The 26,725-nt window shown below is 65.7% G+C and carries 28 protein-coding genes; 13 read left to right on the top strand and 15 right to left on the bottom strand.

Going from position 1 to position 26,725, the window contains the following annotated elements:
* Positions 1 to 300: 300 nt before the first annotated feature.
* The 8 genes from RMR04_RS03615 to RMR04_RS03580 all read right to left on the bottom strand — a co-directional run bounded on the left by RMR04_RS03615 (position 301) and on the right by RMR04_RS03580 (position 8,285).
* Positions 301 to 1,587: a TRAP transporter large permease gene (locus tag RMR04_RS03615; RefSeq protein WP_311913012.1), complete on the bottom strand. Its 1,287-nt coding sequence runs from the start codon at positions 1,585 to 1,587 to the stop codon at positions 301 to 303.
* On the bottom strand, positions 1,584 to 2,099 hold the full coding sequence (locus RMR04_RS03610) for a TRAP transporter small permease (protein ID WP_311913011.1): 516 nt from the start codon (positions 2,097 to 2,099) through the stop codon (positions 1,584 to 1,586). The genes RMR04_RS03615 and RMR04_RS03610 overlap by 4 nt, the downstream gene beginning before the upstream one ends.
* A gap of 188 nt (positions 2,100 to 2,287) precedes the next feature.
* Positions 2,288 to 3,283: a sialic acid TRAP transporter substrate-binding protein SiaP gene (locus RMR04_RS03605; protein WP_311913010.1), complete on the bottom strand. Its 996-nt coding sequence runs from the start codon at positions 3,281 to 3,283 to the stop codon at positions 2,288 to 2,290.
* 83 nt (positions 3,284 to 3,366) lie between these two features.
* Entirely contained in the window at positions 3,367 to 4,047 is a 681-nt protein-coding gene (locus tag RMR04_RS03600) for a GntR family transcriptional regulator (RefSeq protein WP_311913009.1), read from the bottom strand.
* A 26-nt stretch (positions 4,048 to 4,073) separates the two neighbouring features.
* Positions 4,074 to 4,970, bottom strand: a complete 897-nt coding sequence (locus RMR04_RS03595) for a dihydrodipicolinate synthase family protein (protein ID WP_311913008.1) — start codon at positions 4,968 to 4,970, stop codon at positions 4,074 to 4,076.
* An 82-nt stretch (positions 4,971 to 5,052) separates the two neighbouring features.
* Positions 5,053 to 5,871: a carbohydrate ABC transporter permease gene (locus RMR04_RS03590; protein ID WP_311913007.1), complete on the bottom strand. Its 819-nt coding sequence runs from the start codon at positions 5,869 to 5,871 to the stop codon at positions 5,053 to 5,055.
* Complete coding sequence (locus tag RMR04_RS03585; protein WP_410492194.1) at positions 5,871 to 6,800, bottom strand: carbohydrate ABC transporter permease; 930 nt, start codon at positions 6,798 to 6,800, stop codon at positions 5,871 to 5,873. Before RMR04_RS03585 ends, RMR04_RS03590 begins: the two co-directional genes overlap by 1 nt.
* Before the next feature lie 132 nt (positions 6,801 to 6,932).
* Entirely contained in the window at positions 6,933 to 8,285 is a 1,353-nt protein-coding gene (locus RMR04_RS03580; RefSeq protein ID WP_311913006.1) for an ABC transporter substrate-binding protein, read from the bottom strand.
* Between the two features lie 182 nt (positions 8,286 to 8,467).
* Here RMR04_RS03580 and RMR04_RS03575 point away from each other — a divergent pair, with 182 nt between their 5' ends.
* The 4 genes from RMR04_RS03575 to RMR04_RS03560 all read left to right on the top strand — a co-directional run bounded on the left by RMR04_RS03575 (position 8,468) and on the right by RMR04_RS03560 (position 11,638).
* A complete protein-coding gene (locus RMR04_RS03575; protein ID WP_311913005.1) occupies positions 8,468 to 9,493 on the top strand; it encodes an aldo/keto reductase in 1,026 nt (341 codons plus the stop codon).
* 4 nt (positions 9,494 to 9,497) lie between these two features.
* Positions 9,498 to 10,343 (top strand): amidohydrolase family protein, encoded by an 846-nt coding sequence (locus RMR04_RS03570; RefSeq protein ID WP_311913004.1) that lies wholly within the window; start codon positions 9,498 to 9,500, stop codon positions 10,341 to 10,343.
* Positions 10,344 to 10,535: 192 nt separating this feature from the next.
* Positions 10,536 to 10,991 (top strand): RbsD/FucU family protein, encoded by a 456-nt coding sequence (locus tag RMR04_RS03565; RefSeq protein ID WP_311913003.1) that lies wholly within the window; start codon positions 10,536 to 10,538, stop codon positions 10,989 to 10,991.
* Positions 10,992 to 11,143: 152 nt separating this feature from the next.
* The gene (locus RMR04_RS03560) at positions 11,144 to 11,638 is read left to right on the top strand and encodes a hypothetical protein (RefSeq protein ID WP_311913002.1); all 495 of its coding nucleotides are present in this window, start codon (positions 11,144 to 11,146) and stop codon (positions 11,636 to 11,638) included.
* A 242-nt stretch (positions 11,639 to 11,880) separates the two neighbouring features.
* Here RMR04_RS03560 and RMR04_RS03555 read toward each other — a convergent pair whose 3' ends face one another.
* From RMR04_RS03555 to RMR04_RS03545, 3 genes are all read right to left on the bottom strand, one after another.
* Positions 11,881 to 12,141 (bottom strand): hypothetical protein, encoded by a 261-nt coding sequence (locus RMR04_RS03555; RefSeq protein WP_311913001.1) that lies wholly within the window; start codon positions 12,139 to 12,141, stop codon positions 11,881 to 11,883.
* Positions 12,142 to 12,384: 243 nt separating this feature from the next.
* Positions 12,385 to 12,927: a PAS domain-containing protein gene (locus RMR04_RS03550; RefSeq protein ID WP_311913000.1), complete on the bottom strand. Its 543-nt coding sequence runs from the start codon at positions 12,925 to 12,927 to the stop codon at positions 12,385 to 12,387.
* A gap of 107 nt (positions 12,928 to 13,034) precedes the next feature.
* Positions 13,035 to 13,217 (bottom strand): hypothetical protein, encoded by a 183-nt coding sequence (locus RMR04_RS03545; protein ID WP_311912999.1) that lies wholly within the window; start codon positions 13,215 to 13,217, stop codon positions 13,035 to 13,037.
* Positions 13,218 to 13,574: 357 nt separating this feature from the next.
* Between RMR04_RS03545 and RMR04_RS03540 the strand changes: the two genes are divergently transcribed.
* The 5 genes from RMR04_RS03540 (at position 13,575) to bla (ending at position 18,315) form a co-directional block, all read left to right on the top strand.
* On the top strand, positions 13,575 to 13,820 hold the full coding sequence (locus tag RMR04_RS03540; RefSeq protein ID WP_311912998.1) for a hypothetical protein: 246 nt from the start codon (positions 13,575 to 13,577) through the stop codon (positions 13,818 to 13,820).
* Between the two features lie 171 nt (positions 13,821 to 13,991).
* The gene (locus tag RMR04_RS03535; RefSeq protein ID WP_311912997.1) at positions 13,992 to 15,170 is read left to right on the top strand and encodes a phosphoserine transaminase; all 1,179 of its coding nucleotides are present in this window, start codon (positions 13,992 to 13,994) and stop codon (positions 15,168 to 15,170) included.
* 199 nt (positions 15,171 to 15,369) lie between these two features.
* A complete protein-coding gene (gene serA / locus RMR04_RS03530) occupies positions 15,370 to 16,971 on the top strand; it encodes a phosphoglycerate dehydrogenase (protein ID WP_311912996.1) in 1,602 nt (533 codons plus the stop codon).
* A 4-nt stretch (positions 16,972 to 16,975) separates the two neighbouring features.
* Complete coding sequence (locus RMR04_RS03525) at positions 16,976 to 17,239, top strand: DUF1902 domain-containing protein (RefSeq protein WP_175525691.1); 264 nt, start codon at positions 16,976 to 16,978, stop codon at positions 17,237 to 17,239.
* 65 nt (positions 17,240 to 17,304) lie between these two features.
* Positions 17,305 to 18,315 carry a class A beta-lactamase gene (gene bla, locus RMR04_RS03520; RefSeq protein WP_311912995.1) on the top strand — a complete coding sequence of 337 codons (1,011 nt, stop codon included), beginning with the start codon at positions 17,305 to 17,307 and terminating at the stop codon, positions 18,313 to 18,315.
* A 49-nt stretch (positions 18,316 to 18,364) separates the two neighbouring features.
* Here bla and RMR04_RS03515 read toward each other — a convergent pair whose 3' ends face one another.
* Positions 18,365 to 19,261, bottom strand: coding sequence for an MBL fold metallo-hydrolase (locus RMR04_RS03515; protein WP_311912994.1), 897 nt, complete (start codon positions 19,259 to 19,261; stop codon positions 18,365 to 18,367).
* Positions 19,262 to 19,297: 36 nt separating this feature from the next.
* Positions 19,298 to 19,978 carry a DsbA family protein gene (locus RMR04_RS03510; protein WP_311912993.1) on the bottom strand — a complete coding sequence of 227 codons (681 nt, stop codon included), beginning with the start codon at positions 19,976 to 19,978 and terminating at the stop codon, positions 19,298 to 19,300.
* Between the two features lie 118 nt (positions 19,979 to 20,096).
* On the opposite strand from RMR04_RS03510, the gene RMR04_RS03505 reads away from it, so the two are divergent.
* A complete protein-coding gene (locus tag RMR04_RS03505; protein WP_311916044.1) occupies positions 20,097 to 21,017 on the top strand; it encodes a LysR family transcriptional regulator in 921 nt (306 codons plus the stop codon).
* A 163-nt stretch (positions 21,018 to 21,180) separates the two neighbouring features.
* On the opposite strand, the gene RMR04_RS03500 is transcribed toward RMR04_RS03505, so the two are convergent.
* Together RMR04_RS03500 and RMR04_RS03495 are read right to left on the bottom strand one after the other, a co-directional pair.
* On the bottom strand, positions 21,181 to 21,543 hold the full coding sequence (locus tag RMR04_RS03500; protein WP_311912992.1) for a hypothetical protein: 363 nt from the start codon (positions 21,541 to 21,543) through the stop codon (positions 21,181 to 21,183).
* A gap of 53 nt (positions 21,544 to 21,596) precedes the next feature.
* Entirely contained in the window at positions 21,597 to 22,577 is a 981-nt protein-coding gene (locus RMR04_RS03495; RefSeq protein WP_311912991.1) for a DMT family transporter, read from the bottom strand.
* A 166-nt stretch (positions 22,578 to 22,743) separates the two neighbouring features.
* Between RMR04_RS03495 and RMR04_RS03490 the strand changes: the two genes are divergently transcribed.
* From RMR04_RS03490 to RMR04_RS03480, 3 genes are all read left to right on the top strand, one after another.
* A complete protein-coding gene (locus RMR04_RS03490; protein WP_311912990.1) occupies positions 22,744 to 23,628 on the top strand; it encodes a type 1 glutamine amidotransferase in 885 nt (294 codons plus the stop codon).
* A gap of 223 nt (positions 23,629 to 23,851) precedes the next feature.
* Positions 23,852 to 24,703, top strand: coding sequence for an OmpA family protein (locus tag RMR04_RS03485; protein WP_311912989.1), 852 nt, complete (start codon positions 23,852 to 23,854; stop codon positions 24,701 to 24,703).
* 200 nt (positions 24,704 to 24,903) lie between these two features.
* On the top strand, positions 24,904 to 26,628 hold the full coding sequence (locus RMR04_RS03480; protein WP_311912988.1) for a mucoidy inhibitor MuiA family protein: 1,725 nt from the start codon (positions 24,904 to 24,906) through the stop codon (positions 26,626 to 26,628).
* Positions 26,629 to 26,725 lie beyond the last annotated feature (97 nt).

Below are 26,725 nucleotides of genomic sequence, written 5' to 3'. Positions count from 1 at the left end.
GAGGTTTCTGGCATGCAGGACAGCCGACGCCGCTCCGGGGTCGATCGGAGGGCGTCATTCCAGGGCGATATCTCTCAAGAAGAACAGTTGCGCCTCGAGAATCTCGTGACCAGAGCGCTCCAGTTTCCGAGATGGTCGGGTCAAGCCCGACCATGACGCGCTTCGGATCCTGGGACGACCGGAGCCTGCCATCGGGCCGGCTGAAAGCCGGACCCGGTGGGTCGCCCAGGATGACGGCGTGGTTCAGAGCATGAGCAGCGTGCTGCTCTCGCGGCCAAGCCGCCTTACTTACCCGCCGCCTTACTTGCCCATCACCAGATTGGGCAGCCAGGTCGTCAGCGGCGGCCAGAGCGTGATCGCCGCGAGCACGACCAGCAGCGGCACGATCCAGGGCAGGATCGCCTTCGACATGGTCTCGAAGGAGACATTGGCGATCCGGGTCACCACGAAGAGCACCACCCCGATCGGCGGATGGATCGTGCCCAGGATCAGGTTCAGGATCATGATGATGCCGAACTGGACCGGGTCGATGCCGAAACTATGCGCGGCCGGCACCAGGATCGGGATCAGGATCAGCATCGCCGCCAGTGCTTCCATGAAGCAGCCGACCAGAAGCAGGATCAGGTTGCAGACGAGGAGGAAGACCAGCGGATTCTTGATCGTCTCGACGATCAGCGGCGTCAGCGTCTGCGGCACCCGCGAGATCGACATGCACCAGCCGAGCGCGCCCGCCGCCATGACCAGGACCATGACGAGGCCGGTGGTCTCGACGGTCTCGACCAGGATCGGCCCGAGTTGCTTCACCTCCAGGGTGCGGTAGACGAAGAAGCCGAGGAACAGCGCGTAAAGGCAGGCGACCGCGGCGGCTTCCGTCGGCGTGAAGATGCCGGAGAACATGCCGCCCAGGATCAAGGGCGGTGTCATCAGCGCGAAGAAGCCGCTGAGGAAGGTTCGGCCGATCTCGCGGAAGCCTTTGAACGGCTCCTTGCGGAAACCCTGGCGCTTCGAGATCAGCATGACCATCGCCATCAGCGACAGCCCCATCAGGATGCCGGGAATGACGCCGCCGATGAAGAGCCGGCCGATCGAGACATCGGCCGTGACGCCGTAGATCACCATCGGCAGGCTGGGCGGGATGATCGGGCCGATCGTCGCCGCGGCGGCCGTGATCGCGGCCGCCGTCTCGGGCCGGTAGCCGGCCTTCTTCATGGCCCTGATCTCGATAGCGCCTGAGCCTGCCGCATCGGCGACAGCCGAGCCGACCATGCCCGCGAAGATCATGCTGGTCAGGATCGAGGCATGGGCATAGCCGCCGCGCAGCCAGCCGATCACCGAGGTCGCAAACGCCACGATCCGGTCGGTGATCCGCGCCGCGCCCAGGATGTTGCCCATCAGGATAAAGAGCGGGGCGGCGACGATCGGAAAGGCGTTCATGGCTTGCGCCATCTTCTGCGGCACGATCGAGGCCGAGAGGTCGGCCAGCGCCACGAAGGCGAAGGCGGCGAGCCCCATCGAGGCGAAGAGCGGAAAGCCGGCGAGGATCGAGAGCAGCCAGACGCCCGAGATCTTGAAGATCAGCGCGCTCAAAGGACCTCTCCCGTGATCGGCGGCTCGGCCGGCTCATAGGGCGAAACCGCCCAGTTCCTGAGATTGGCGATCAGTTCGAACAGGCCCTGCACAGCCGTGACGAAGCCGGCGAAGACCATCGGCGCATAGAGCATCCCCATCGAGATCGGCACCGTCGTCGCCTCGAGATCATAGTTCACGGCGACGAGATGGATGCTGTACCAGCCAACCAGCAGGCCGAAGACGATCATGGCGATCTGCATCACCGTCTCAGTGGCCCGCCAGCCCTGCCGCGGCAGCAGGTCATGGAAAAAGCGGATGCGGATATGGGCCTGCCGCCGGCTGGCGATGACCCAGCCGCAGACCGCGACCCAGAGCATCAGGAAGCGCGAGACCTCATCGGTCCAGATCAGCGGATCGCCCAGCGCCCGCGTGACGATGCCCAGCGTCACGCAGACGAGCAGCGTCACGATCAGGATGCCGGCGAGGATCTCCATCGCACGGTCGAACACCGTGCGCGCGAGGGCGATCATGCTGTGTCTCCAAAGCGGGTTGCTGGCTCAGCCCTCATCCTGAGGAGCCGCGAAGCGGCGTCTCGAAGGATGCTCCAGGAGGCTTCCGTACAAGAGGAGGCTCCCGTGCAAGCTGGGGCATCCTTCGAGACGCACGCCTGCAGAGTGCTCCTCAGGATGAGGGCTGAGATAGTCTCGGCGAAGTCGTTTCAGAGCGCCTCGATGCGCTCCCACAGGCCTTTGCCCCATTTGCTTTCGAACTTGGCCGGCAGCGACGCCAGCACCGGCTTGCGGAAGCTCTCCAGGTCGGGCTTGACCACGATCATGCCGCTCTTGCCGAGGCTCTCGGCGAGCCCGTTCTCCTGCGTGATGATCTCGTTGTCCTGCCAGGTCGCGGCCGTGTCGATCGCGGCCCGGACGAGGGCACGGTCGGCCTCGGAGAGCTTCGACCAGGCAGCCTCGTTCACGATGACGAGGCGCGGGGTGATGATATGGGCGGTCAGGACGAGGTATTTCTGGACCTCGGCGAGCTTGGCCGACTGGATCGTCGGCAGCGGATTCTCCTGGCCGTCGACCGCGCCTTGCGACAAAGCGAGATAGAGCTCGCTGAAGTTCAGCGGCGTCGGCCGCGCGCCCCAGGCTTCGGCCATGGCGCGGAAGGTGTCGACCTCCGGCACCCGCAGCTTGAAGCCCTTCATGTCCTCGACCGAGTTGATCGGGCGCTTGCCGCTGGTCAGATGCCTGACCCCGTAATAGTTCACGCCGATGACGCGCATGCCGCGCTTCTCGACCAGAGCCTTGTTGAGCTCGTCGATCAGTGGCGATTTCAGCGCCCGCGCCATATGCGCCGCGTCGCGCCAGAGATAGGGCGCCTCGATGATCGAGAGCTGCGGCACGAACTGCCCGAGCTGCGCCGCCCCTTCCGTCACCATGGTCAAGGCGCCGCTGGCGACGGACTCGACCATGTCGCGCGACGAGCCGAGCTGGCCGGCCGGGAAGGTCTGTATGTCGATGCGCCCGCCGGTCTTGTCCTTGACCTCGGCTGAGGCCTTCACCGCGCTTTGCGGCGAGGGATGCGTCATCGGCTGGCCGTCGGCCCAGCGCAGCACGACCGCTTGCGCCCGCAGCACGGCCGGCATGGCGATGCTTGCTCCGGCAAGCGCGGCGGAGCCGACGAGCAGTTCGCGTTTGGTCAGCCTGGTCATGATCTTTGCTCCTCCCGAGAATGCCCGGTTATCCGGATCGCTATTGGGTGAAGCCGGCTCTCATGAGCCGGCTTCATATTGCGTCAGTAATTCATCGCCCGCATCCGGGCATTGCCGATATGCAGGCTCATCTCCTCGGCGGCGCGCACCGGATCGCGCGCCTCGATCGCCGTGATGATCTTGAGGTGGTCCCGCATCACCGGCACCAGGATGTGGTTCTGGATCCGCGTCTCATATTGCCGGATCAGCCGGATCTTCAGCCAGGTGACGCGGAAGGCCTTCGAGACGATATCGTTGTCGAGGTGATCGATGATCGCCTCATGCATCAATCGGTCGACATCCTCGGCGTCCTCGATCAGCGCCTCGTCGCCGCCGGCCTCAGCGCGCGCGATGATCGCCTCGTGCCGCTCGCGCTGCTCGGCGATTTCCGTGTCGGTCGCGTTCGCCGCATAGAGCGCGGTCGCCTCCCTTTCCAGGAAAAGCCGGAACTGGAAGGCGTTGCGGATCAGGTTGAGGTCGACATGGGCGACCTGCATGCCCCGTTGCGGCACCGTCTTGATCAATCCCTCGGCTTCGAGCCGAGGGATCAGTTCGCGGATCGCCCCCAGAGGCAGGCCGGTCAGCGCCACGAGCTCGCGCTGGGTCACGAATTGCCCGGGCTTGATCTCGCGCGCCAACAACCGTTCGGTGAAGCTGGCATAAGCCCGCTCCCGCAGTTTCAGCGGCTCGGCCTCGCGTTCGGGCTCCGTCTCCGGCTGGTTCAACCTGTCCTCCCTGGGGCCGCCCCGACTCAGGCCGCCTTGGCGCGCGTGATCGTGTCGAAGGCGGCGAAGAGCCGCTTGCGCTGGCTGTCGTCAAGCGCCTCCAGCGGCGCGCGCATCGCGCCGTAGCCGGCATCGCCATGCAAATGCCCGACCAGAGCCTTCACCGCCGCCAGCACCGGATAGCTGCAGATCTCGTCGACCAGCGCGTTCACCACCGGGCTGTCGGTTCCCTCATAGACCAGCGGCCGCAGCAGATGCGGCACGAGATTGGCAACGCCGCAGATCGAGCCCTGCGCACCCGCACGCACCGCGCGGGCGAGCTGCCGCTCGTCGCCGACCAGGATGGCGAGTTCGCCATGCGCCTTCAGGAACGCTTCCGTGCTGGCATAATCGCCGGAGGAATCCTTGATGCCGGAGACGACACCCGGAAACGCCGTCTTCAACTTCTGTACCAGCCCGACGCTGATGCTGACCGCCGTCACCGAGGGGATGTGATAGAGAATGGCGTTGCGCGCGGAGGCGCCGAGCTTGTCGAAGAACTGCGAGAACCAGGCATAGAGCCCTTCGTCGCTGACGCCCTTGAAGTAGAAGGGCGGCGCGACCAGGAGCCCCTTGGCTCCGGCGTCGAGCGCCAGCCGCGCCTGCTCGACAGCCTCATGCAGCGAAGCCGCCGCGATGCCCGCATAGATCTGCTTGGCCGGATCGACGCCCGCCCCGATCAGCGCGCCCATCATCGCGGTGCGCGCCGGCAGGCCGAGCGCCGCGCCCTCGCCGGTGGTGCCGAACAGGGTGATGCTGTCGCAGCCCTCGGCGAGGACATGGCGCGCATGCTTGACGAGGCGCGGCAGATCGACGGCGCCGCCTTCCCGCATCGGCGTGGTGATGGCGCAGGAGAGGCCGAAACGGTTGGGGTTGAGAGCCATGGAGCTTGTCTTTCCAGGAAGATGACGGACTGACATGTTAGTATGTGATAAGTTCGTGCCACGCAATATCGTCGCGCCGCTCTCAGCCGTCTTTGAGGCCGCCGGCCGAGAGTCCAGCGACGATCTGACGTTGGGCGAGTACGGTGACGACGAGGACGGGCAGGGTCACGAGCAGGGCAGCCGCCGCGAGCGGGCCCCAGGAGATCTGCTCGAAGGTCAGCGAGTTATAGACCGCCGAGGGCAGCGTGCGGCTGTTCTTGCCGCCGAGCACGACCGAGAAGATGAAGTTGTTCCAGGAGAAGATGAAGGCGAGGATGCCGCCGATCGTGACGCCGGGCAGCGCCAGCGGCAACGCGACATGGCGGAAGGCCTGCCAGGTCGTGGCGCCGTCGATACGCGCCGCGTCTTCGAGCTCCATGGGAACATTCTCGAAATAGCCGATCATGATCCAGACGATGATCGGGATCGTGATGACGAGATGAGTGATCACCAGCGCCGTGATCGTGCCCACCAGCCCGGTGATCTGGAACAGCAGGAAGAGCGGGATCAGATAGGACAAGGCCGGCGTCATCCGCGCAATCAGGATCAGGATCGCGAACTTCGTCGCCTTGCCGCGCGCGATGCCGTAGCCCGCGGGCACGCCGACCAGCAGGCCGATCAGCACGGCCCCACCCGTCACCAGGATCGAGTTCCAGAGATAGAGCCCGAAATTGTTCTGCGCGAAGACGTCGACATAGTTCTTCAGCGTCGGCGGATCGGGGATGAAGACTGGCGGGAACGCCGTGTTGTCGAGCTCGTTCTTCAGCGACAGCGAGATCATCCAGAGGAAGACCAGCACCGCCGGCGAGACCAGCACAAAGACCGAGGCATAGAAGCCGATTTTGGTGGCGAGGCGCTTCATCACGCGTTCCACTTCGACTTCTGGCGCGCATAGAGCAGCAGCAGCGAGAGCATGATGATCATCACGAAGAAGATCACCACCACGGCCGAGGCGTAGCCGATCTTGTAGAACTGGAAGGCCTGCAGATAGAGGAAGATGTTCAGCGTCTCCGACGCCGTGCCCGGCCCGCCCTGGGTGATCACGAAGATCGTGTCGAAGGCCTTCAGCGCGTCGATGGTGCGGATCACGATCGCGACCATGATGAAGGGCCAGACCAAAGGCAGCGTGATGTGGCGGAACATGTGCCAGTTATTGGCACCGTCGATCAGCGCCGATTCATAGGGCTCGCGCGGCAGTCCGGCGAGGCCACCGAGCACGATCAGCATGACCAGCGGCGTCCAGTGCCAGACCTCGACCAGGATCAGCGTCGGGATCACCGTTCCCGGGTCGTAGACCCAGTTTTGCGGACCGATGCCGACCAGCGAGAGCAGGTAGTTCAGCACGCCGAGTTGCGGGTGGAACATCATCGTCCAGACCAGCGCGACCGCGACCGGCGTCGCCATCATCGGCATCACGAAGACGGTGCGCAGCAAACCCCGGAACGGAAATTCGCGATGGAAGACCAGCGCCGCGGCCGTGCCGAAGAGGATCGGCAGCACTACCGCCAGAATCGTGAAATAGGCGGTATGCCCCATCGATTCGATGAAGCGGGCATCACGAAAGAGTTCGGCGAAATTCTGCAGACCGACGAATTCCGGCCCACCGCCGATCTTCCAGTCCTGCGTCGACATGTAGAGCGTGAACAGCCACGGAAACACGATCACGCCGAGGATGAGCAGCACCGCCGGCAGCGAGAACAGCCAGTAGCGCGGCGTGAAATCGGCCGAATGCTGGAACGCCGCGGAGGGCGGCCGCGCAATGGCTGCAGGCATGGATGTGCTGATCGTCATCAGATGCGCCTTGTCTGGCACGCTTGGTCACGCTCGCCCTTGCGGCGAGCATCCACCTCTTGAACGCCGCATGGCGGCCGCGAAGATGTGGATGGCCGGGACGAGCCCGGCCATGACGCGAGCGCGGATGCTTTAAGCTTGCTCGCTCTTCTCGAGGATCGGCTTGAAGGTCTCGGTCGCCTTCTTCAGTTCGGTGGCCGAATCCGCGCCCGACAGGGTATTGGTGAGAGCCACGCCGAAGACGTCGCGGAATTCCGTCACTGGAATGATCTGCGGCAGGCCGGCCCGCGCGATCTTGCCGGACTCCGCCAGGCACTCGAAATACTGCTTCGGGAAGCGTGAACCCGCCGCAGCTTCCGGGTTGCTCAGCGCCGAGAGCCGCCCCGGCGCGCCGGCGCCAGCCTTGATCATGGCGAGCTGGTGGCCCTTGTTGCACATGAACTGGACATAGAGCCAAGCGGCCTGCTTGTTCTTCGACCCGCGCGCAATGCCGAGTCCGTCGCCGAACAACGCCGAGTGATGCCCCTTCGGGCCGGCCGGCGTCACGCCATAACCGACCTTGCCGACGATGCGCGACTTGGTCGGATCCTCGAGCGGGGTCGCGAAACCGATACCGTCGAGCCACATCGCGGCCCGGCCCTGCATGAAGGTGGTCTGGCACTCGTTCCAGTTGAAGCCGATCGTGCCCGGAGGGCCGTAATCCTTGTTGAGCTTGCGGTACATGTCCGCCGCCCACACAGCTTCGGGGCCGTCCGTCTGCAGCTTGCCGTCGGCCGAGACCGTCTCCAGCCCCTGGCCCAGCAGCCAGGAGGTCCAGACCGGAATATTGGCGTTCTTCAGGCCGCGCGAAACGAAGCCCGCGATACCTTTCGACGGGTCGTTGAGCTTGGCTGCGGCAGCGACCAGCTCGTCCAAGGTCTTGGGATATTCGAGCCCCTTCTGGGCGAACATCTCCTTGTTGTAATAGACCATCCAGAAATCCATGAAGTGCGGCAGCGTGTCGATCGAGCCGTCCGCCTGCTTGCCGAAATCCACCGCGCCGGCTGCGAAATCGGCATAGTCGAAATCAGGCGAGGTCAGCGAGGCGTCCGCAAGATAGGGCCGCAGGTCCTCCATCCACTTGCCCTTGGCCGAGAGCCGCTTCTGGACGTGCAGCGCCAGCATCGTCACGTCGAAGGCGGGCTTGCCCGAGGAGAATTCGATCATCGCCTTCTGGCGCTGCTGCTGCTCCGGCACCTGCTCGGAGGAGACCTGGATGCCGGTGAGTTCCGTGAACTCCTTTTCATGCGCCTGCAGCAAATCCGAACGCGGGTTCTTCACCAGCATCACGTCGAGCTTGGCGCCGGCGAAGCGCTTCCAGTTGAAGCTCGACTGGGCGTTGGCCTCGCGAATGATCGCAGGCGCCGCGAGCGTGCCCAGCGCGCCGAGCGCTGCGGCATTGCGCAATAAGGCGCGACGGGTCAGCTTGAGAATCTCAGATGACATTGGTGTCCTCCCTCCGGACATGGCACGACCCGTTTTCGGGCCTGTTGGTTATGCGATCGCCTTGATCTTCCGACCTCGGCCTCGATCGATCCGGCACGGACGCTAGCGCCGTTCGATCCGGGTTGCAAGCTAACATGTTGGCGTGCACATAGTGCCGGTAACAACCATGGAAATGCCCCGACATGCCTGCCACGACTGCCCTCGCAACGCGCCCGCTCGGCCGCTCCGGCCTCGATGTTTCGACGCTCGGCTTCGGCGGCGCGCCGCTCGGCGATCTCTATGCCCGGCTCGACGAGGCCCAGGCCGTGGCGACGGTCGAGGCCGCCATCGCGGGCGGTGTGACGCTTCTGGACACCTCTCCGCTTTATGGCCACGGCCTGTCCGAGCACCGCATCGGCGCAGCGCTTCGCCGTGTGGACCGCGCCGACATCGCCATCTCGACCAAGGTCGGCCGCGTCGCCGAGCCCTTCGGTCCGCGCGGCGATGGCTCCGGCTATCTCGGCGGCCTGCCGCATGCGCTGCGCTTCGACTATTCCTATGACGGCGCGATGCGCTCGCTGGAGCAATCGGCGCTACGGCTCGGCGTCGACCGGATCGACATCGTCCTGATCCACGATGTCGATGTCTGGACGCATGGCGCGGACGCGATCGAGGCGCGCTTCTCGCAAGCCATGGAGGGGGCCTATCGCGCGCTCGAACGCCTGCGCGCTTCCGGCGCGGTGAAAGCGATCGGCGTCGGCGTCAACGAAGCTGAGATGTGCGAGCGCTTCGCCCGCGCCGGCGATTTCGACACGATGCTGCTGGCGGGCCGCTATTCCCTACTGGAGCAGCCGGGGCTCGCCTCCTTCATGCCATTGGCGCTGGAGAAGGGCATCGGCCTGTTGCTGGGCGGCGTCTTCAATTCCGGCATCCTCGCGACCGGCCCGGTTACTGGGGCGAAATACAATTACAAGCCCGCCCCGCCCGAGATCCTCGCCCGCGTGGCGGCGATCGAAGCCGTCTGCCTCCGCCATGACGTGCCGCTGCGACGCGCCGCGCTGCATTTCCCGCTGGGGCATCCCGCTGTCGCGAGCCTCGTCATGGGCGCGGTCTCTCCTCGCGAGGTCGAGGACCAGATCGCCGAATTCGCCGCCCCTGTTCCCGCCGCGCTCTGGGCCGAATTGAAGGCGCAAGGGCTGCTCGGCGCCAATGTTCCCGTGCCGGTTTGAATCGATGCGGATCGACGCCCATCAGCATGTCTGGACGCTCGCACGCGGCGATTATGGCTGGCTGACGCCGGCGCTGGGACCGATCCATCGCGATTTCGGCCCCGACGATCTCGCCCCGCTTCTGGCCGGCCACGATATCGACCGCACCATCCTGGTCCAGGCTGCCCCGACCGAGGCCGAGACCCTGTTCCTGCTCGATGTCGCCGCCCATACGCCCTTCGTCGCCGGCGTCGTCGGCTGGACGGATTTCGAGGCGCGGGATGCAAGCCTGCGCATCGCGCATCTCGCCTCGACCCCGCTGCTCGTCGGCCTGCGCCCGATGGTACATGACATCCCCGACGCGGACTGGCTCGGCAAACCGGAGCTCGACCCCGCTTTTGATGCGCTGATCGCGGAAAACCTCGTCTTCGACGCCTTGCTCAAGCCCCGGCATATCGCGCCGATGCTGAGCCGGCTCGAACGCCATCCCGGGCTCGCCGCCGTGATCGACCACGCCGCCAAGCCCGACCTCGTCAGTGGCGATCTCGACGGTTGGCGCGAGGGCATCACGGCCTTGGCGCGGCATCCGGACCTCTTCTGCAAATTGTCCGGCCTGGTCACCGAGGCCAGCGAGGACTGGACGCTCGCGACCTTGCGCCCGGTCTTCGAGCATCTGCTTGCGAGCTTCGGCCCGCAGCGCCTGATCTGGGGCAGCGACTGGCCCGTCCTGACCCTGCGCGCCAGCTATGGCCGCTGGATCGAGACCGTCGAGACGCTGCTCGCGCCGCTTGCGGAGGCCGAGCGCGCCGCCATCATGGGCGGCAACGCCCGCAAGCTCTATCTCGCGCGCCGGGGACGCAACCCGCTATGACGGTGCTGCCATGCTGACGATCTGTTCGCGCCTTTTTCTGAGCCCTCATCCTGAGGAGCCGCGTAGCGGCGTCTCGAAGGATGCTCCAGGAGGCTCCGGTATCCGCTGGAGCATCCTTCGAGACGCCATTCCGCTCGGAATGGCTCCTCAGGATGAGGGCTGTGTTTCCAAACGGATTCAGAAAGGTCTCGCATGCTGAAGGGCCTCGATCCCGTCCTCTCCGCCGATCTGCTCTGGCTGCTCGCCGCCATGGGCCATGGCGACGATCTCGCGCTGGTCGACGCCAACCACCCGGCCGAAACCATCGCGCGCGCCACCACCAGCGGCCGGCTTATTCGCCTGCCCGGGCTGACCATGGCCCGCGCCGCCCGCGCCATCCTCTCCGTGCTGCCGATCGACGATTTCGAGCCCGCCCCAGTGCGGCGCATGCTGGTGGTCGGCGATGCGCAGGCGGTGCCCGCCGTGCAGGCGCAGGTGCAGCATGAACTCGACCGCGCGACCGGTGCTCCGCTCCCGCTCGTCGGCATCGAGCGCTTCGCCTTCTATGAGGCGGCGAAGGCCGCCTTCGCCGTCGTCCAGGTCGGCGATCCCCGCCCCTATGGCTGCTTCCTGTTTCGCAAGGGCGTGATCGCGGGCGAACCCGGCTAAAGGACCGGCTTGGCTCGGCCACAAGCCCGGATTTCTGTCATGGACCGTTCATTTTAAAGGCGTTAGCCTTCTTCCTTGCAGCACGACCGCCCGGAATGAGCCGTCCGGCCGAAGCTCCACCAACGGGCCATGCCCGTCAGGGAACGATGATCATGACAAAGACCAGCACCGCGCTCGCCGCCGGCGTCTTCGCACTCGTCGGCGGTTTCATCCTGCAAGCCTCGGCTCCGGCCCAGGCACTGACGATGAAGGAATGCAGCACCAAATATAACGCCGCCAAGACCGGCAATACGCTGGGCGGTCAATCCTGGAACGATTTCCGCAAGGCCCAGTGCTCCGACACGGCCGCCCCGGCTGCAGCCACCGCGCCGGCCCCAGCCGCTCCGGCGAAGCCTGTGGCCGCAGCTCCCGCAGCGGCTCCCAAGCCCGTGGCTGCCGCGCCGGCCGCCGTCGGCAACGCCGTTTTCCCCGCCAAGGTCGATCCCAAATATTCGACCCTCTCGGCCGGCAAGCAGCGCTTCAAGACCTGCGACGACCAGTACAACGCCAACAAGGCCGGCGGCGGCACCGGCAATGGCGGCCTGAAATGGATCGAGAAGGGCGGCGGCTATTACAGCCAGTGCAACACCAAGCTGAAGGGCGCCTGAGCGCCTAAAGGGCACGACGGCTTCTTTTCCCTTCTCCCCCATCAAAGTCGGCTGTTGCCGACTTGACACTTTGGGTCGCCCATCGCGGGCAAGCCCGAGATGGGCGGGAGAAGGTGTCTGCGAAGCAGACGGATGAGGGAAGTCTTGCCTCATCCGTCCTTCCCTCATCCGTCAGCGCTACGCGCTGCCACCTTCTCCCCCGAGGGGAGAAGGAAAACTCAAGGGGAGAAAGGAAAACGCCCTTACGTCCCCTTCGCCACCGCCTGCTTCAACCGCGCCACGGCCTCCGTCGCGCCGGCCTTGATCACCAATTCCTGCGTCTGCGCCTCGCGCTCGATCATCTCGATCAGCACGGCCGCATTGATCTCGCTGCCGGCGACGGTGAGCTTCAGCACCGCATTGGCGATGATGTTGGGCCAGAACGCCGCCGCGCCCTTGGCGAGCCCCTTCGCCTTGCGGCCCTCGAACTCCTTGGTTAGCTGTTCGGGGGTTTTCTTGGCCATGACGGGCTCCGGTGCATGTGTCAGCCTGTCCCATCATGACGGCTAGGCCAGCGCAAGGGCCGTTTTGCGCAAAGCCAGCCCGCTTCCGCTTACAGCATCGGCTTCTTCCGAAAACCGCATTCCACCTTTCGGGCCGATGCTCTCGCGCGTTTTCGAGCGAAGTGGCTACCGGTTCGCGTGAAGAAAACGCGTTAAAACAAAGACCTAGAGCAATTGAACGATCCAACTGGATCGGAAATTACTCTAGCGCTCGCTGCCCGGAGACAGCCGCACCTGCTCGGACGGAGACACGCGGCCGACCTCGAGCAGGGCCATGTCGATCATGAAGCGCAGATCGTTCTGCCCTGCAGCGGCCGCGATCTCGCGCGCCGCCATCAGATGGTCGGCGGCATCGTCCAGATCGTGGTGCGCGCCGAAGGTGATGTCGATCACCACCCCCATATATTCGATCGGCCGCCCGGCTTTCGAGACGACGCATTGGCCGCGATCCCAGAGCCAGCGCACCGAGCCATCATGCGCCACGACGCGATACTCGGCCCAGAACTCACCGGAAACAGCGACCGCCTTCGAGACCTCAATATCGAAAGCCTCGCGATCATCGGGATGGACGGCGTGGATATAATCGTCGAGCGGCAGCCCGATCTTGGCGCGCTCGGGATCAACCCGGAAAGCCCTGGCAATGGCGGGGCTGGCCCGTAGCGTGCCCTCCTCGATCTTCCACAGCCACGAGCCGAGCACGCGCCTGGGACCGATCAGAGCTGGATCACGCTTTGCGGGTGCCGCCATATCGACCTCGTCGCGGTGAAGCCGGACCGGCGCCCTGCTGCACCGCGAAAGACTGCGCCGCTCCGGGCCAATCTTGCAACAATTCTAAGCTGGTTCTCCACATCCCGCTATCGCGCCGCCTCTTCGGCCAGCGCCCGGGCGAAATCCGTGACGAGCTTGCGCTTGATCGGCGGCAGCGCCCGAAACAGCTTCACCAGCTCCATCGCCTCCGCGACCATGGGGTCGTCGCCCGGCTCCTGCTGTGGAGGCGGCGCGTCGTCAAAGCCGCCCGGATTGTCATCTCTGGTCATCTTGATCGCCGTGTTCCCAGCGCCCCCTCCCAATAGCAATTTTTGCCGCGATCATGTCAATTTTGGGCCTGGGCGGTGGGCTTGGGTGAGCCGTCCTCTCCGTCATTCTCGGGCGGAGCCCTCGGGTCCGGCCTTTGGCCGGCCCAAGGACAGGCTCCGCGCAGACCCGAGAATCTCATGACCAGAAGGCACTGGTTTCAGAGATGCTCGGGTCAAGCCCGAGCATGACGTGCCCTCCCCCGAGCAATGCCCTCCCTGCAATCCGGGGCACCCGGAAACGCCGTTGCGCGCGGCAGCGGGGCAGTGCACGAGCGGCGCGGCCGCAGCGCGCGGCCCGCTCGTTTCAGGACCGCCATCATGCCCCTCGCCTTCCGCGCACTCATCGCGGCCTTCGCCTGGCTCCTCCTCGCCGCCCCGGCCCGCGCCGCCATCACCGATCCGGAGATGGATTGCGCCGCCTATCTCAAGAACAGCGCAGCAGGCCATCGCCAGCCGAAGGCCCATCAGGCCAGCCATGATGTCGAAGCCAGGATCAGGGCCTTCTGCGCCGCCAACCCGAAGATGAAGGCGATCGACGCGGAGATGACGATCACGGGGGATTGAGGCGCGCTCTGGCCGCTGGCCTCGCGAGGCCGTCCGGCAGCGCGAGCCTTTGGCGCCAGTTCCCAGATCGGGTGGCCCCACCCTTGACTCCCCCCACCCTCCCGCCTTACCCCCATCGACGGGACACGCCACCCCACCGTGGCGCGCCCATCTGTAAGGATGGAGACATCGATGGCGAATACCGTTCCGGCCACGCGTCCGCGCGTGCCGCATTTCTCGTCCGGCCCCTGCGCCAAGCGCCCCGGCTGGGCTCTCAAGAACCTCTCTGACGCAGCGCTCGGCCGCTCGCACCGCGCCAAGGTCGGCAAGGACAAGCTCAAGCTTGCCATCGACCTGACCCGCGAGGTGCTGCAGGTGCCGGCGGATTACCGCATCGGCATCGTGCCAGCTTCCGACACCGGCGCCGTCGAGATGGCGATGTGGTCGCTGCTCGGCGCCCGCGGCGTCGACATGGTCGCCTGGGAAAGTTTTGGCGAGGGCTGGGTGACCGATGTCGCCAAGCAGCTCCGGCTCGCCGATGTGCGCACCATCACCGCGCCCTATGGCGAATTGCCGAACCTGAAAAAGGTCGACACGAAAACCCGCGACGTCGTCTTCACCTGGAACGGCACGACGTCTGGTGTGCGCGTGCCCGATGCCAGCTGGATCGCCGATGACCGCGAGGGGCTGACGATCTGCGACGCGACCTCGGCGGCCTTCGCCCAGCGCCTCGATTGGCAAAAACTCGATGTCACCACCTTCTCCTGGCAGAAGGTGCTCGGCGGCGAGGCGGCCCATGGCATGATTATCCTCTCGCCCCGCGCGGTCGAGCGGCTCTTGACCTACAAGCCCAGCTGGCCACTGCCGAAGATCTTCCGCATGGTCTCGGGCGGCAAGCTCTCCGAGGGCATCTTCCAGGGCGAGACGATCAACACGCCCTCCATGCTCGCGGTCGAGGATTATCTCGATGCGCTGCACTGGGCGAAGAAGGTTGGCGGGTTGGACGGGCTGGTGAAGCGCGCCGACGGCAATTTCCGTGTGCTGCAAAAGTTCGTGCGCGAAAATGACTGGATCGATTTCCTGGCGGTGAAGCCGAAGACGCGTTCCAATACGAGCGTGTGCCTGAAGTTCACCGATCCGGCGGTGACGGCGCTGCCGGCCGACGCGCAGGCGGCGTTTGCCAAGCAGGTCGTTTCGATCATCGAGAAGGCGGGCGCCGGCTTCGATCTCGGCCATTACCGCGACGCCCCTCCGGGCTTGCGCATCTGGTGCGGCGCCACCGTGCAATCGCGTGATCTCAAGGCGCTGCTGCCCTGGATTACCTATGCCTTCGCCGAGGCCAAGGCGGGGCTGAGCAAGAAGGCGGCGTAAGGCGCTGCCCTGTCATTCCGGGGCGCGGGCGCAAGCCCGCGAACCCGGAACCCACGACCGGGCGAGCCTTCCCCGCCGCTGCATCCATACCGCCGCACCCCGTCATGGGTTCCGGGTTCGGCGCTGACGCGCCGCCCCGGAATGACAGACGAGGCACCCTCTTTTCGCGTGCGCCGCTGCGCCGCCGGAGCCATCCCCGATGACCGCTCAGAACCCCGCCCCCAAAGTCCTCATCTCCGACGCCCTCTCCCCCGCGGCCGTGCAGATCTTCAAGGATCGCGGCATCGAGGTGACGTTCGATCCCAATCTGGGAAAGGACAAGGACAAGCTCGCCAGCATCATCGGCGAGTATGACGGCCTCGCCATCCGCTCGGCGACCAAGGCCACCGCCAAATTGCTCGAGGCCGCGACGAGGCTGAAAGTGATCGGCCGCGCCGGCATCGGCGTCGACAATGTCGAGATTCCCGCCGCCACCGCGCGCGGCATCATCGTGATGAACACGCCCTTCGGCAATTCGATCACCACCGCCGAGCACGCCATCGCGATGATGTTCGCGCTGGCCAGGCAGATCCCCTCAGCCGACACCTCCACACAGGCCGGCAAATGGGAGAAGAACCGCTTCATGGGCGTGGAGATCACGGCCAAGACGCTCGGGCTGATCGGCTGCGGCAATATCGGCTCGATCGTCGCCGAGCGCGGCATCGGGCTGAAGATGCGCGTCATTGCCTTCGACCCCTATCTCTCAGCCGAACGGGCGGTTCAGCTCGGCGTCGAGAAGGTCGAATTGGAGGACCTGCTCAAGCGCGCCGATTTCATCACGCTGCATGTGCCGATGACGGCGATGACCAAGAACATTCTCTCGGCGGAGAACCTCGCCAAGACCAAGAAGGGCGTGCGCATCATCAACTGCGCCCGTGGCGGACTGGTCGACGAGGCGGCGCTGGCCGAATTGATCAAGTCCGGCCATGTCGCGGGCGCAGCCTTCGACGTGTTCTCGGTCGAGCCCGCCGAGGCCAACCCGCTCTTCGGCCTGGAGAACGTCGTCTGCACGCCGCATCTGGGCGCCTCGACCAATGAGGCGCAGGAGAATGTCGCGCTGCAGGTCGCCGAGCAGATGTCGGACTATCTGCTCAAGGGCGCGATCACCAATGCGGTCAACTTCCCCTCGATCTCGGCCGAGGAAGCGCCGCGGATCAAGCCCTTCGTGGCGCTGGCCGAGAAGCTTGGCTCGTTCCTGGGCCAGCTCACCGAGGCGCCGGTCAAGGGCATCCGCATCGAATATGAGGGCGCCGTCGCCCATCTCAACCTGAAGGCGATCTCGGCTGCCGCCATCACCGGCGTGCTGCGGCCCTTCCTGCCCGAGATCAACATGGTCAACGCCGCGATGATCGCCAAGGAGAAGGGCATCGTGGTCGAGGAATTGACCCGCGACGTGGCGGGGAATCTCGAAAGCGTCATCCGCATCGTGGTCGAGGCCGAGGACATGCCGCGCCATGCCTCGGGCACGGTCTTCCAGGATGGCAAGCCGCGCATCGTCGAGATCCGCGACATCCAGGTCGATGCCGAATTCGCCCCGCACATGCTCTATGTCCGCAACGCCGACAAGCCGGGCTTCATCGGCCAGTTCGGCTCGCTCCTGGGCGAGGCCGGCGTCAATGTCGCGACCTTCTCGCTCGGCCGCGACAAGCCCGGCGGCGACGCGATCTGCTATGTTGCCGTCGACGAGCCGATCTCGGACGCGCTGCTCGACAAGATCCACGAGATCCCGATGGTCAAACGGGCCCGGCGGCTCAGGTTCTGAGCTGATGCGTTTTGCAGATCTGCGCGCCATGGTCGCACCCCGCAAGGCTGCGCCCATGCTTCCCGTCAAGTTCGAGGTCCGCCGCGACGAGGAGGCTGGCGTCTGGTACGCGGTCTCCTGCTGCGATCTCGGCATCGTCACGGAAGCCCCGACGCTGGAGGGCCTGCGCGAACGCCTGAAGCAGCTCGTGCCAGATCATCTCGATCTCGACTGCGACTGCCCGATCGAGCTGGAGATCTGCACGGACGAGCCGGGCGGCGCGGCTTAGCCCAAAACGCGCCCCATCGCCGCCCCAATCGCACGCCCCTGTGACGCCGCCACAGGAGATGCCTCATGCTTCGCTACGCCACCCTTGCTCTCGCAATCCTCGCCGCCGCACCGAATCTGCTCGCGACACCGGCCCTCGCCGATTGGGATAAGACCAAGCTCGACCAGGAGATCGCGGCGATCGAGCGCCAGTCGCAGGGCCGGCTCGGCGTCGCCCTGCTCGACCTGAAGGACCGCAAGAGCTGGTCGCATCGCGGCTCCGAGACCTTCCCGATGCAGAGCGTCTTCAAGCTGCCGCTGGCGGTTGCGGTGCTGCAGGCGGTCGAGGCCGGCAAGCTGAAGCTCGACCAGCCGATCACCATCACCCGCAAGGATTTCTCGCTGTTTCACAGCCCGCTGGCCAAGGCCTTCAAGGGCGAGAGCAACGCCTATCCGCTGCGCGAGCTGATCGCGCTCGCCGCCGGCCAGAGCGACAACACCGCGGCCGACACTCTGATGCGCCTCATTGGCGGCCCTCAGGTGGTGACGAAGATGCTCCGGGATGGCGGCATCGGGGGGATTTCGGTCGATCGCTATGAGCGCGAGTTCCAGCCGCAGGTGTTCGGCCTGCAAGGCTTCGGCTGGGACAGGACCGTCGATGAGCAGGCTTTCCGGGCCGAGCTGAAGGCGCTCGCTCCGAAGAAGCGCTCCGCCGCGCTCGCTCTCGCCCTCAAGGACCCGCGCGACGCCGCCACGCCCGAGGCCAGCACGCTGTTCCTCGAGGCGTTGGCCAAGGGCAACTGGCTGCGCGACCCAGCCCATGCCGCCTTCCTCGATACGGTCATCACGGAGACGAAGAGCGGCCCGCTGCGCATCCGCGTCGGCCTGCCGCTAGGGGTGCGCCTCGCCCACAAGACCGGGGCCGGGCTGACCATGGACGGCGTCAACCACGCCACCAACGACATCGGCATCGTGACGCTGCCCAATGGCCGCGTCTTCGCCATCGCGATCTATCTCGCCGGATCGAAGGCCGACGAGAAGGGCCGCGAGGCCGCCCATGCGGCGGTGGCGAAGGCGGCGGTCGCGGCGCTGCGCTGAAGCGCGCAAGGCCTCGAGCGGATCAGATCGAGATTGGCGCCCTTGGCGCTCAGCCCCACTTCATTTCGCCGGTCGCGACCTTGGCGCCGATATCGATCGCGACGCTCATTCCCAAATTGGGGAAGCGTGCCTTCATCGCTGCGTTGAGCGCAGCGGAATCGGGCTTCTTCGCCAGCTCTTCCTCGAAGGCCAGCAGATAGGCCTTCGTGTGATCGACGCCGGACAGATCGGTCTTGGCGTCCGCTGTCATATGGCCGGCGACCACGAGGGCGGGCCGACGCGCGGCGATCAGATCGAGATTCCTGACCCAGGCGGCTCGCAGTTCGGCGCCATTGGTGTCCGCAGTCCAGACATGAACACCGGAGAAGACAAGCACGCCACCGAACACCGCCTTGAGCGACGGCACCCAGAGATAGCGGCGGTTGGGGAGGCCTTCCGCATCGACGATCTCGATGCTCTCGCCATCGACGGTCAGCGTCTTGCCGTCGAAGGCTTCGGGAATGACCACCTCGGCGAGGGTCTGCGGGCCGTTCTCCTTGAGCTGCGGCCCCCACACGGCCAGCTTCTTCTCGACGCTGCCCTTGATCGCCTCGACCGTGGCCGAGGCGGCAATCACGCGCGCATTGGGAAAGGCAGCTTTGATCGGCCCGAGGCTGAAGTAGTAGTCGGGGTCGGACTGGCTGATATAGATCGTGGTGAGCGTCTTGCCGGTCGCCTTGATTGCGTCCGCGAGGGCGCGGCCGTCAGACAAGGTGAAGCCGCCGTCGATCAGCACGGCTTCCGTCGCCCCGGAGACCAGGACCGGGGCGCGGTAAAAGCCGTTCTGCCCGGCTGGAAAATGCTTCCAGCTGAGCGCGCCTGCGGCATGGCCGAGGCCTGCGGGAGCAAAGACGGCAGCGGTGCCGGCGGCGATGCTGGATGTCATGATGGCTCTCCTTGTGAGCATGATCGTCTCCTGCTGCTGGATTTGTGAAGGTGAAATTCAGCCGCGGCCTGTGCCTGTTCCGGGCAGATCGGGGCTCACGCCGTTCAGCCTGGCGACCAGGACCTCAAGGCTGCCGAAGAGCGCATTCCCGGGCACGAGACGGCGGCTCTCTCCAACGCCCGTAATCAGGGCTGGAACGCCATCAATGCCAAAGCGGCGGATCTCTTCGCGGGCGGCCTCGATGCGTCTGCGATAGGCGGCAAGCAGACCGTCATCGGGCGTTGTGAGGCGGTGAGCGGCCTCCTGAAGACCCAGGGCGCGCAGCACATCAGAGAGGACGGAGACAGCGGTAATGTCGCGGCCTTCCACATAGCGGGCGCCTTGGATGGCTTTGAGCGCTGCGAATTCCTGCCCCGGGGCGGTGACGGCGACAGCGGTGAGCGCCAGCGTCGCCGGGCCGGAGTCGAAGAGACGCGTATGGTCGCCAAGCACATCGCGGCGATAGGCTGCGCTGAAGGGCTGGCCGCTCAGGCGCGCAATGCGCTGATCATTGCTCCAGGCGTAAGCCGCGAAACCATCGTCCATCGGACGAGCCCCAGTGCCGGCAAACAGTCCCGTCGGCGCGAGATCGATGGCGAAATCCGGCCCGGCCACCAGCTTTTCGAGCACCGCCGAGGCGCCGTAGCACCAGCCGCACAGCGGATCGAAGAGATAGGTGATGCGGGTGGTGACGATCATATCCGGGCTCCTTCGCCACCCGATATGACGCGCGGATACTGATTGAGAAAGACCGACAGATAAGACAGAATGTCTGTTATTATTTGACAATCAATGCCGGCGAGACTTGATCGAAACGATGAATCTCAATCGATTGACCTATTTCGCTGCGGTCGTTGATGCCGGATCGTTCACGCGCGCGGCGGAGCGGCTCGGCATCACCAAGGCCGTGGTCAGCCACCAGGTGGCACAGCTCGAACAGGATCTCGGGACGAGCCTGCTCGTGCGCACCACCCGGCGCGTCCACCCGACCGAGGCCGGGGTGATGTTTCATGCCCGTTGCGTGATGATCCTGCGTGAAGCGGAGGATGCCTTCGACGAACTTGCCCAGGCCGCCATCGAGCCGACCGGCACCTTGCGGATTACCGCGCCCAACGACTACGGCGCCGCGGTGCTCGCTCCGGTCATCGCGGCTTTCACGGCGCGTTATCCGGCTTGCCGCGTGGAGCAGACGCTGAGCGACCAGACCATGGATCTGACATCCGGCCAGGTCGACATGGCGGTCCGCCTCGGCTGGCTCGCGGATTCCAGCCTTCAGGCGCGCAAGATAGGTGCCTTCCAGCAAGTCTTGGTCGCAGCACCGGCGTTCGCGGACCGGATTGCGGGGGCCCTCGACCCGAACGATCTTGTGTCCCTTCCGTTCGTTGCCAACATGGCGCTGCGCGAACCGCTGCTGTGGCAATTCTCGCGCGGGGATCTCGATCGACGCGCGGTTCGCCTGCAGGCGAGAATTGCCACCGACACGACTCCAGGCGTGCTCGGGGTCGTTCGAGCCGGGGGCGGTCTTTCGGTCCTGCCGGATTTCCTGGTCGCAGATGAACTGGCGTCGGGCCGGCTGATCCACATTCTGCCGCAATGGTCGCTACCGTCCGGCGGCATCCATACGGTCTATCCCGCAGCGCGGTTCCGGCCGCGCAAGGTGACCGCCTTCGTGGAAATGCTGATCGTGGCAGAGCAGCAAAAGCGGGCGATCGCGCTTCCGCGGGGACTTGCCTCGTAAAACGGGCGCTTGCCTCGTAGAATGCCTTCCAACTCGGCCGTGAGCCATCGCGGCATGCCGACCGCAGCCACCCGTCTTGTCGCGAATGTCCAGAGTTCTACAACGACCCGTCGAGGGGCCGGCCGGGCTGATCTCATCGGCGCCTTCCGAGCACGCCGGCCCCCTATTGGTCAAAACCGCTTTCCCCGGCGGATATGCGCTTGCAGACGCCGCGATCCTTCGCCCCCACCATCCGCTTGTCGCGGACGACAACCAGCTTGGATGGGTCGATCTCCCATGCGACCGCGCCCTCATTCGCGCTGACCGTGTTGGCGGCGAAGACCGCCTTCACCTGTCTTTCCCTGCCGGTGCTCGGAACATGAATTCCAAGCATTCCCGAGGACGCATCGAGCGCGAAATTGAAGACCTGAGGTTTGCCCGAGGGCTGCGCAAATTCGCAGGACAGATATCTCGGCGCCGCCGAGACGCCGGAGATCGACACGGTCATCAAGCCCGCGACCAAACTGACTTGCGAGATCATGTACATGAGCCAGATTCTCGATTTGGGGTGTCGATGGCGGCCGCTTCCGGGCTGCCGGCTCACCGCTTCCCCAGCCGCTCGGCGATGAAGATGCCGCCGAGCACGAGCGCCAGCGCCAGGCCGTGATAGAGCGCCAATTGCTCGCCGAGGATGAAGACCGCCAGGATCGGCGCGAAGACCGGCACCAGATTGACGAAGACGCCGGCGCGCCCGGGGCCGATCAGTTCGACCGCGCGCAGGAAGAAGATCTGCGAGATCAGCGAGGGGAAGATCACCACGAAGGCGAGGATGAGCCAGCCCTTCGGCGTCGGCCAGTAGCTGTGGCCCAAGGCGATCTCGACCCCGAAGAGTGGCAGCGAGGCGAGGCAGGCGACGATCGCCAGCGCGGTGAAGAAGACGAGCCCGGGCATGACTGGGCGCGAATGGATCGCCACCGTGTAGCCGGCATAGAAAAAGCTCGCCAGGATCATCAGGAGATCGCCGGGGAAGAAGGCGAACTGCGTCAGCACGTGATAGTCGCCACGGCTGGCGACGACCATGACGCCGAGCAGGGTGACAAAGACGCCGAGCGCCTGCAGCGGGCCGATCGCGGTGCGATGGGCCACGAAGGCCCCGACCAGGACGAAGATCGGGATCGCGCCCTGGAGAATGCCGATATTGATCGCCGTGGTCGAATAACCGGCGAGATACATCAGCGCGTTGAAAGCGGTGAAGCCCACGGCCCCCGTCATGACGACATAGCGCCAGCGCGCCTTGAGCACCGGCCAATAGGCGGCAAGCTCGTGGCGCATCAGCCAGGGCAGGATGGCGCAGACGAAGACCCAGCGCAGCGAGGTCAGGGCCATCGGCGAGATCTGGCCGACTGCGAGCCGGCTGGCCACAGCATTGCCGGCCCACATCAGCGTGGTCAGGCTGAGCAGGAGATAGGCGTTGCCCCAGAGGCGCTGCGGCAAGGTCTTGCTGACGACCCCGTTGAGGGGAGTCTTGTCGAGCAGGGTCTTGTCGAGTGGGAGCTTGTTGAGCGGAATCTTGGCAGGCATGGTCTCGACTTCTGTCACGTCTGGCGTCCGGCTGCCTCAGGAATGGGCAATTGCAATAGCCTTGCAGACGGCTTGCGTCCTATGAGATGAGGCGCAGGGCCGCCCGTCGCCCCGCGCATCCCTCAGTACGCCCTTTTTGCACGCACTCCTGGCCTGGACTCCGCTCATGCTGCAGATTTCGCCTCGCCCGCTCCGCCTGCTCTTCGTCGACGGCAACACGCGCGAGCAGCGCGAGAACCATGCGGCAGGCTATCGCGACCTCTCGCCCGCCGACGCCTATGCCGAGGAGGTGCGCTGCATCGCGCCGGGCAGCATCACCGATATCTGCCTGCCGGCCGATGAGGGCGCCAACCTGCCCGACGGCAGCGGCCTGCAATCCTATGACGGCGTCTTCCTGACCGGCTCCTCGCTGCACATCTACAATCTCGAGCCGGCGGTCACGCGCCAGATCGAATTGATGCGGGCGATCTATGCCAGCGGCACGCCCTGCTTCGGCTCCTGCTGGGGCATCCAGATGGGCGCGGTCGCGGCCGGCGGCACGGTCATCGCCAATCCCAGGGGCCGCGAGATCGGCTTCGCCCGCAGGATCACGCTGACGCAGGCCGGGCAGAGCCATCCACTGCTCGCGGGCCGGCCAGCCGCCTTCGACGCGCCGGCGATCCATCTCGATACCATCGCGCAGCCGCCAGCCGGCGCGACCGTGCTCGCCTCCAACCCCTATAGCGTCGTCCATGCCTGCGAGATCGCCCATGAGGGCGGGCTGTTCTGGGGCGTGCAATACCACCCCGAATTCCCGCTGGCGCAGGTCGCCTCGATCCTGGGACGGATGACGCCGCTGCTGATCGCGGAAGGCTTTCGCAAGGACGAGGCGGCAGCACAGACTTGGCTGGAGGAAATCACCGCGCTCGACGCCGAGCCGGCGCGCTTCGACCTCGCCTGGGCGCATGCCCTCGACGAGGAGGTGCTCGATCCCTGGCGGCGCGTCACCGAATTGCGCAATTTCCTGGAGCATCGCGTCCAGCCGCAGGTGAGCGCCCGGGGACGGGCCTAGAATATGACGCAACGGCAGCGCGTCGCCCATACCGGCCCGCAATCGCAGCAAACGCGCAATCTGCCGCATTGGCCCAATCTACCGCATTGACTCAAGGAATCTGCGTGCAATAGCGCCCTCCATGCCGTAACGTCGCAGGCAACCTCTACTCAAAGGAGGACTTGCGATGATAAGAAAAACCGGAAGCGCCGGCGGGTTCGAAGAATATAGCCGCGAACCGACTGTGAGCACCCTGCTCTATGACTTCGACATCGACAGCACCCGGCTGAAGTCGCTGCATCGCGGTTATATCGAGAAGGTTCTCGCCCCCATCCTCATGCAAAAGGGCATGCTCATGCCCTGGAACATCGCCATTATCGGCCATTGCAGCGCCTCGGGCAGCACGGCCCACAACAAGGAGCTGTCCTTGCGGCGGGCGCAGGCCGTCGCCTTGCATCTTCGCTTCCATACGCCGCTGCGCTCGCTGCGCATCAAGCCGACGGGCGCCGGCGAAAAATACGCCAAGGAGTGGGAGAACCGCCTCGACCGCTCGGTGCACATCAAGGCGGTGCCGAGCGACAAGGGCGTGGAGCCCGATGACGAGCCGCCGCCCTTCGAGGACAAGCCCCTGCCGCCCCAGATCGGCGAGGCGCAACTGTTCCATCTCCGCTTCCTCAAGATCACCAAGGTCGGCGTCTTCTTCCTGGGCAAGATCAAGATCGACGTCGAGATCACTGACCGCTTCAAGCAGAGGCCGCACCGCTATCTGTTCGAAGGCGAGGAGCTCAATGCCGGCCTCGGCTCCGAGATCCAGGGTGGCAAGACCCTGAAGCCCAGCGGCTATCACCCGTTCTGGACCCCTCCGGGCCAGGCGCGGATCATGACGACCGGTGATTTCGGCGGCGACGCCAAGATCGCCAAGGGCAAATTCCTGCCCAACGACTCGTTTGCCTTCGGCAAGACGCGCGGAGCCGCCGATTTCACTTATCTGGTCAAACCCTTGAAGTGGGACGAGCCGAGCTATCTCAGCGTCGACCTTCTGGGATCGATCCAGGGGCCGATGCTCAGCACCACGATCGACCTTCCGCCGTTCTGACCATGCGACCAGGCGCGAAGCCCTGACGCTGCGAGAGAGCCGCTTCTGATCGAGAACGGCTCTGCGCCCCCGACCCCTGCGTCAACACCTGTGGCGCACTCTGCCATTCCCTTCCGCAGTCCGGCCCAATTCCGCCTTTGCGGCGTCGAAATCCAGCGTGCCTATAATGGCTTCGCAATCCGGGAGGGGATGAGATCATGATGAGCCGACTTGCCGCAGCCTTGATCATCGCGCCGAGCTTCGCAGCCGCCGCCGAAACGGACCTCGCCTCGCGGATCGACCGCGTGACCGTCTATCCCGACGGGGCGGTGATCACCCGTCTCGGCCGGGCCGAACTGCTGCAGGGCGCCTCGCAGATCGTCCTGCGTGGCCTGCCGGCGACGATCGATCCGGCCTCGATCCGCGTCGAGGGCAAGAGCTTTTCGGAAAAACCCGGTGACGGCTCCTTCTCGATCGGCGCCGTCGATGTCCGCCTCGCCCCGGGCGACGCCAAGCCGCTCGACAGCGTGATCGAGGCCAAGCTCAAGGCTCTGCGCGACGAGAAGGACGTGCTCGACGGCCAGGCTGGCGCCATCGAGGCCAAGCGCGGCACGATCGAACGTTTTGCGCAGACCGGCCCCGACAAGCTCGGCCCCGACGGCAAGGCGCTGCCGGTCGCCGACTGGCCGGCGATTTTCGATGCGATCGGCACCGCGCTGGTCAAGGTCAATGCCGAGCTCAGGACTGTGCGCGGCCGCGCCTCCGAGATCGAAAGCGAGATCGCAGCCCTCGAACGCGCCCGCCCGCAAACCGGCCGCCCCGGCGCGCCCAAGCGCGACGTCGCCATCGCCGTCGAGGCCCCCACTCCCGTCGCTGCCGAGTTCACGGTGAGCTATCGCGTTGCCGGGGCGAATTGGACACCGCTCTACGAGGCCAGGCTCGCCACCGGCAGCACTGGGGCCAAGCCCGAGATCAATTTCATGCGCCGCGCCGAATTGCGCCAGCGCAGCGGCGAGGACTGGGCCGATGTCGCCGTCACCCTCTCGACGACCCGCTCGGCCGGCGGCACGCGGGCGCCCGATCTTGCCCCGATGCAGGTGATGTTCTTCGAGCCGCAGGAAATCTACCAGGCGCGCGAGCGCGCCATGGAGCAGGCCCGCAAACAGGCGACGGAGCGCGCCGCTCCTCCTGCCAGTGCGCCGGCGCCACGCAGCTTCGGTGCAACGCAATCGCTGGAGGACCGCGTCGCGCGGCCGGCGACCATCGAGGCCTCGACGATCGAGGCCGGCGCCTATCAGGCGAGCTTCCAGGTGCCCGGCCGGATCACGGTTCCGCAGGACGGCTCGTCCAAGGCCGTCCTGCTGAGCCAGAGCAAGGTCAGCCCGAATCTGAGCGCCCGGACGACGCCGGAGCTGGAGGAGAAAGCCTATCTCGAAGCCGCCTTCACCCATGAGGACGAGGCCCCATTGCTGCCCGGCGAGGTCTTCCTGCATCGCGACGGCGGCTATATCGGCAAGGGCCGGATCGGCCTCGTCGCATCAGGCGACAAGGTCGAGCTCGGCTTCGGCGCCGACGACAAGCTCAAGGTGACGCGCGCGCCGGTCAGGCGGCGCGAGAACGACCCGACCTGGCTCGGCCAGAGCCGCACCGATCTGCGCGAGTTCCGCACCGTGGTGAAGAGCCTGCACGCCCAGCCCGTGAAGGTCACAGTGACCGAGCGCGTGCCCTTCTCCGAGAGCAGCGCCATCACCATCGAGACCTTGCCGCAGACCACCCCGCCGACCGAAAAGCAGGTCGGCGACAAGCGCGGCATCCAGGCCTGGACCTTCGACCTCGCCCCCGCGACCGAGAAGGAGATCAAGCTCGCCTACCGGATCAAATGGCCCGGCGACCGCGAGGTGACCTTTCAGCCCCAGGCCATAGCGGAACCGCGCTTGATGCGCTGAGGCAGGCTCAGCTACGCAGCCGTCCTCGGAACCACGCCGTCATTCCGGGGCAGGCCGCAGGCCTGAGCCCGGAACCCAGAACCGATGCAGGCTAACG

The sequence above is a fragment of the Bosea sp. 685 genome (assembly GCF_031884435.1).
GTDB lineage: Bacteria > Pseudomonadota > Alphaproteobacteria > Rhizobiales > Beijerinckiaceae > Allobosea.
The sequence above is the reverse complement of the archived record's forward strand: the minus strand, read 5'-3'. Positions and strand labels throughout refer to the sequence as shown.

What these genes read in the sequence shown, in the direction of transcription:
- RMR04_RS03610 (WP_311913011.1), bottom strand. Translation starts at nt 2,099, where the DNA reads ATGATCGCCCTCGCGCGCACGGTGTTCGACCGTGCGATGGAGATCCTC.
- RMR04_RS03605 (WP_311913010.1), bottom strand. Translation starts at nt 3,283, where the DNA reads ATGACCAGGCTGACCAAACGCGAACTGCTCGTCGGCTCCGCCGCGCTT.
- RMR04_RS03595 (WP_311913008.1), bottom strand. Translation starts at nt 4,970, where the DNA reads ATGGCTCTCAACCCCAACCGTTTCGGCCTCTCCTGCGCCATCACCACG.
- RMR04_RS03590 (WP_311913007.1), bottom strand. Translation starts at nt 5,871, where the DNA reads ATGAAGCGCCTCGCCACCAAAATCGGCTTCTATGCCTCGGTCTTTGTG.
- RMR04_RS03585 (WP_410492194.1), bottom strand. Translation starts at nt 6,800, where the DNA reads ATGACGATCAGCACATCCATGCCTGCAGCCATTGCGCGGCCGCCCTCC.
- RMR04_RS03580 (WP_311913006.1), bottom strand. Translation starts at nt 8,285, where the DNA reads ATGTCATCTGAGATTCTCAAGCTGACCCGTCGCGCCTTATTGCGCAAT.
- RMR04_RS03575 (WP_311913005.1), top strand. Translation starts at nt 8,468, where the DNA reads ATGCCTGCCACGACTGCCCTCGCAACGCGCCCGCTCGGCCGCTCCGGC.
- RMR04_RS03570 (WP_311913004.1), top strand. Translation starts at nt 9,498, where the DNA reads ATGCGGATCGACGCCCATCAGCATGTCTGGACGCTCGCACGCGGCGAT.
- RMR04_RS03565 (WP_311913003.1), top strand. Translation starts at nt 10,536, where the DNA reads ATGCTGAAGGGCCTCGATCCCGTCCTCTCCGCCGATCTGCTCTGGCTG.
- RMR04_RS03560 (WP_311913002.1), top strand. Translation starts at nt 11,144, where the DNA reads ATGACAAAGACCAGCACCGCGCTCGCCGCCGGCGTCTTCGCACTCGTC.
- RMR04_RS03555 (WP_311913001.1), bottom strand. Translation starts at nt 12,141, where the DNA reads ATGGCCAAGAAAACCCCCGAACAGCTAACCAAGGAGTTCGAGGGCCGC.
- RMR04_RS03550 (WP_311913000.1), bottom strand. Translation starts at nt 12,927, where the DNA reads ATGGCGGCACCCGCAAAGCGTGATCCAGCTCTGATCGGTCCCAGGCGC.
- RMR04_RS03545 (WP_311912999.1), bottom strand. Translation starts at nt 13,217, where the DNA reads ATGACCAGAGATGACAATCCGGGCGGCTTTGACGACGCGCCGCCTCCA.
- RMR04_RS03540 (WP_311912998.1), top strand. Translation starts at nt 13,575, where the DNA reads ATGCCCCTCGCCTTCCGCGCACTCATCGCGGCCTTCGCCTGGCTCCTC.
- RMR04_RS03535 (WP_311912997.1), top strand. Translation starts at nt 13,992, where the DNA reads ATGGCGAATACCGTTCCGGCCACGCGTCCGCGCGTGCCGCATTTCTCG.
- serA (WP_311912996.1), top strand. Translation starts at nt 15,370, where the DNA reads ATGACCGCTCAGAACCCCGCCCCCAAAGTCCTCATCTCCGACGCCCTC.
- RMR04_RS03525 (WP_175525691.1), top strand. Translation starts at nt 16,976, where the DNA reads ATGCGTTTTGCAGATCTGCGCGCCATGGTCGCACCCCGCAAGGCTGCG.
- bla (WP_311912995.1), top strand. Translation starts at nt 17,305, where the DNA reads ATGCTTCGCTACGCCACCCTTGCTCTCGCAATCCTCGCCGCCGCACCG.
- RMR04_RS03515 (WP_311912994.1), bottom strand. Translation starts at nt 19,261, where the DNA reads ATGCTCACAAGGAGAGCCATCATGACATCCAGCATCGCCGCCGGCACC.
- RMR04_RS03510 (WP_311912993.1), bottom strand. Translation starts at nt 19,978, where the DNA reads ATGATCGTCACCACCCGCATCACCTATCTCTTCGATCCGCTGTGCGGC.
- RMR04_RS03505 (WP_311916044.1), top strand. Translation starts at nt 20,097, where the DNA reads ATGAATCTCAATCGATTGACCTATTTCGCTGCGGTCGTTGATGCCGGA.
- RMR04_RS03500 (WP_311912992.1), bottom strand. Translation starts at nt 21,543, where the DNA reads ATGTACATGATCTCGCAAGTCAGTTTGGTCGCGGGCTTGATGACCGTG.
- RMR04_RS03495 (WP_311912991.1), bottom strand. Translation starts at nt 22,577, where the DNA reads ATGCCTGCCAAGATTCCGCTCAACAAGCTCCCACTCGACAAGACCCTG.
- RMR04_RS03490 (WP_311912990.1), top strand. Translation starts at nt 22,744, where the DNA reads ATGCTGCAGATTTCGCCTCGCCCGCTCCGCCTGCTCTTCGTCGACGGC.
- RMR04_RS03480 (WP_311912988.1), top strand. Translation starts at nt 24,904, where the DNA reads ATGAGCCGACTTGCCGCAGCCTTGATCATCGCGCCGAGCTTCGCAGCC.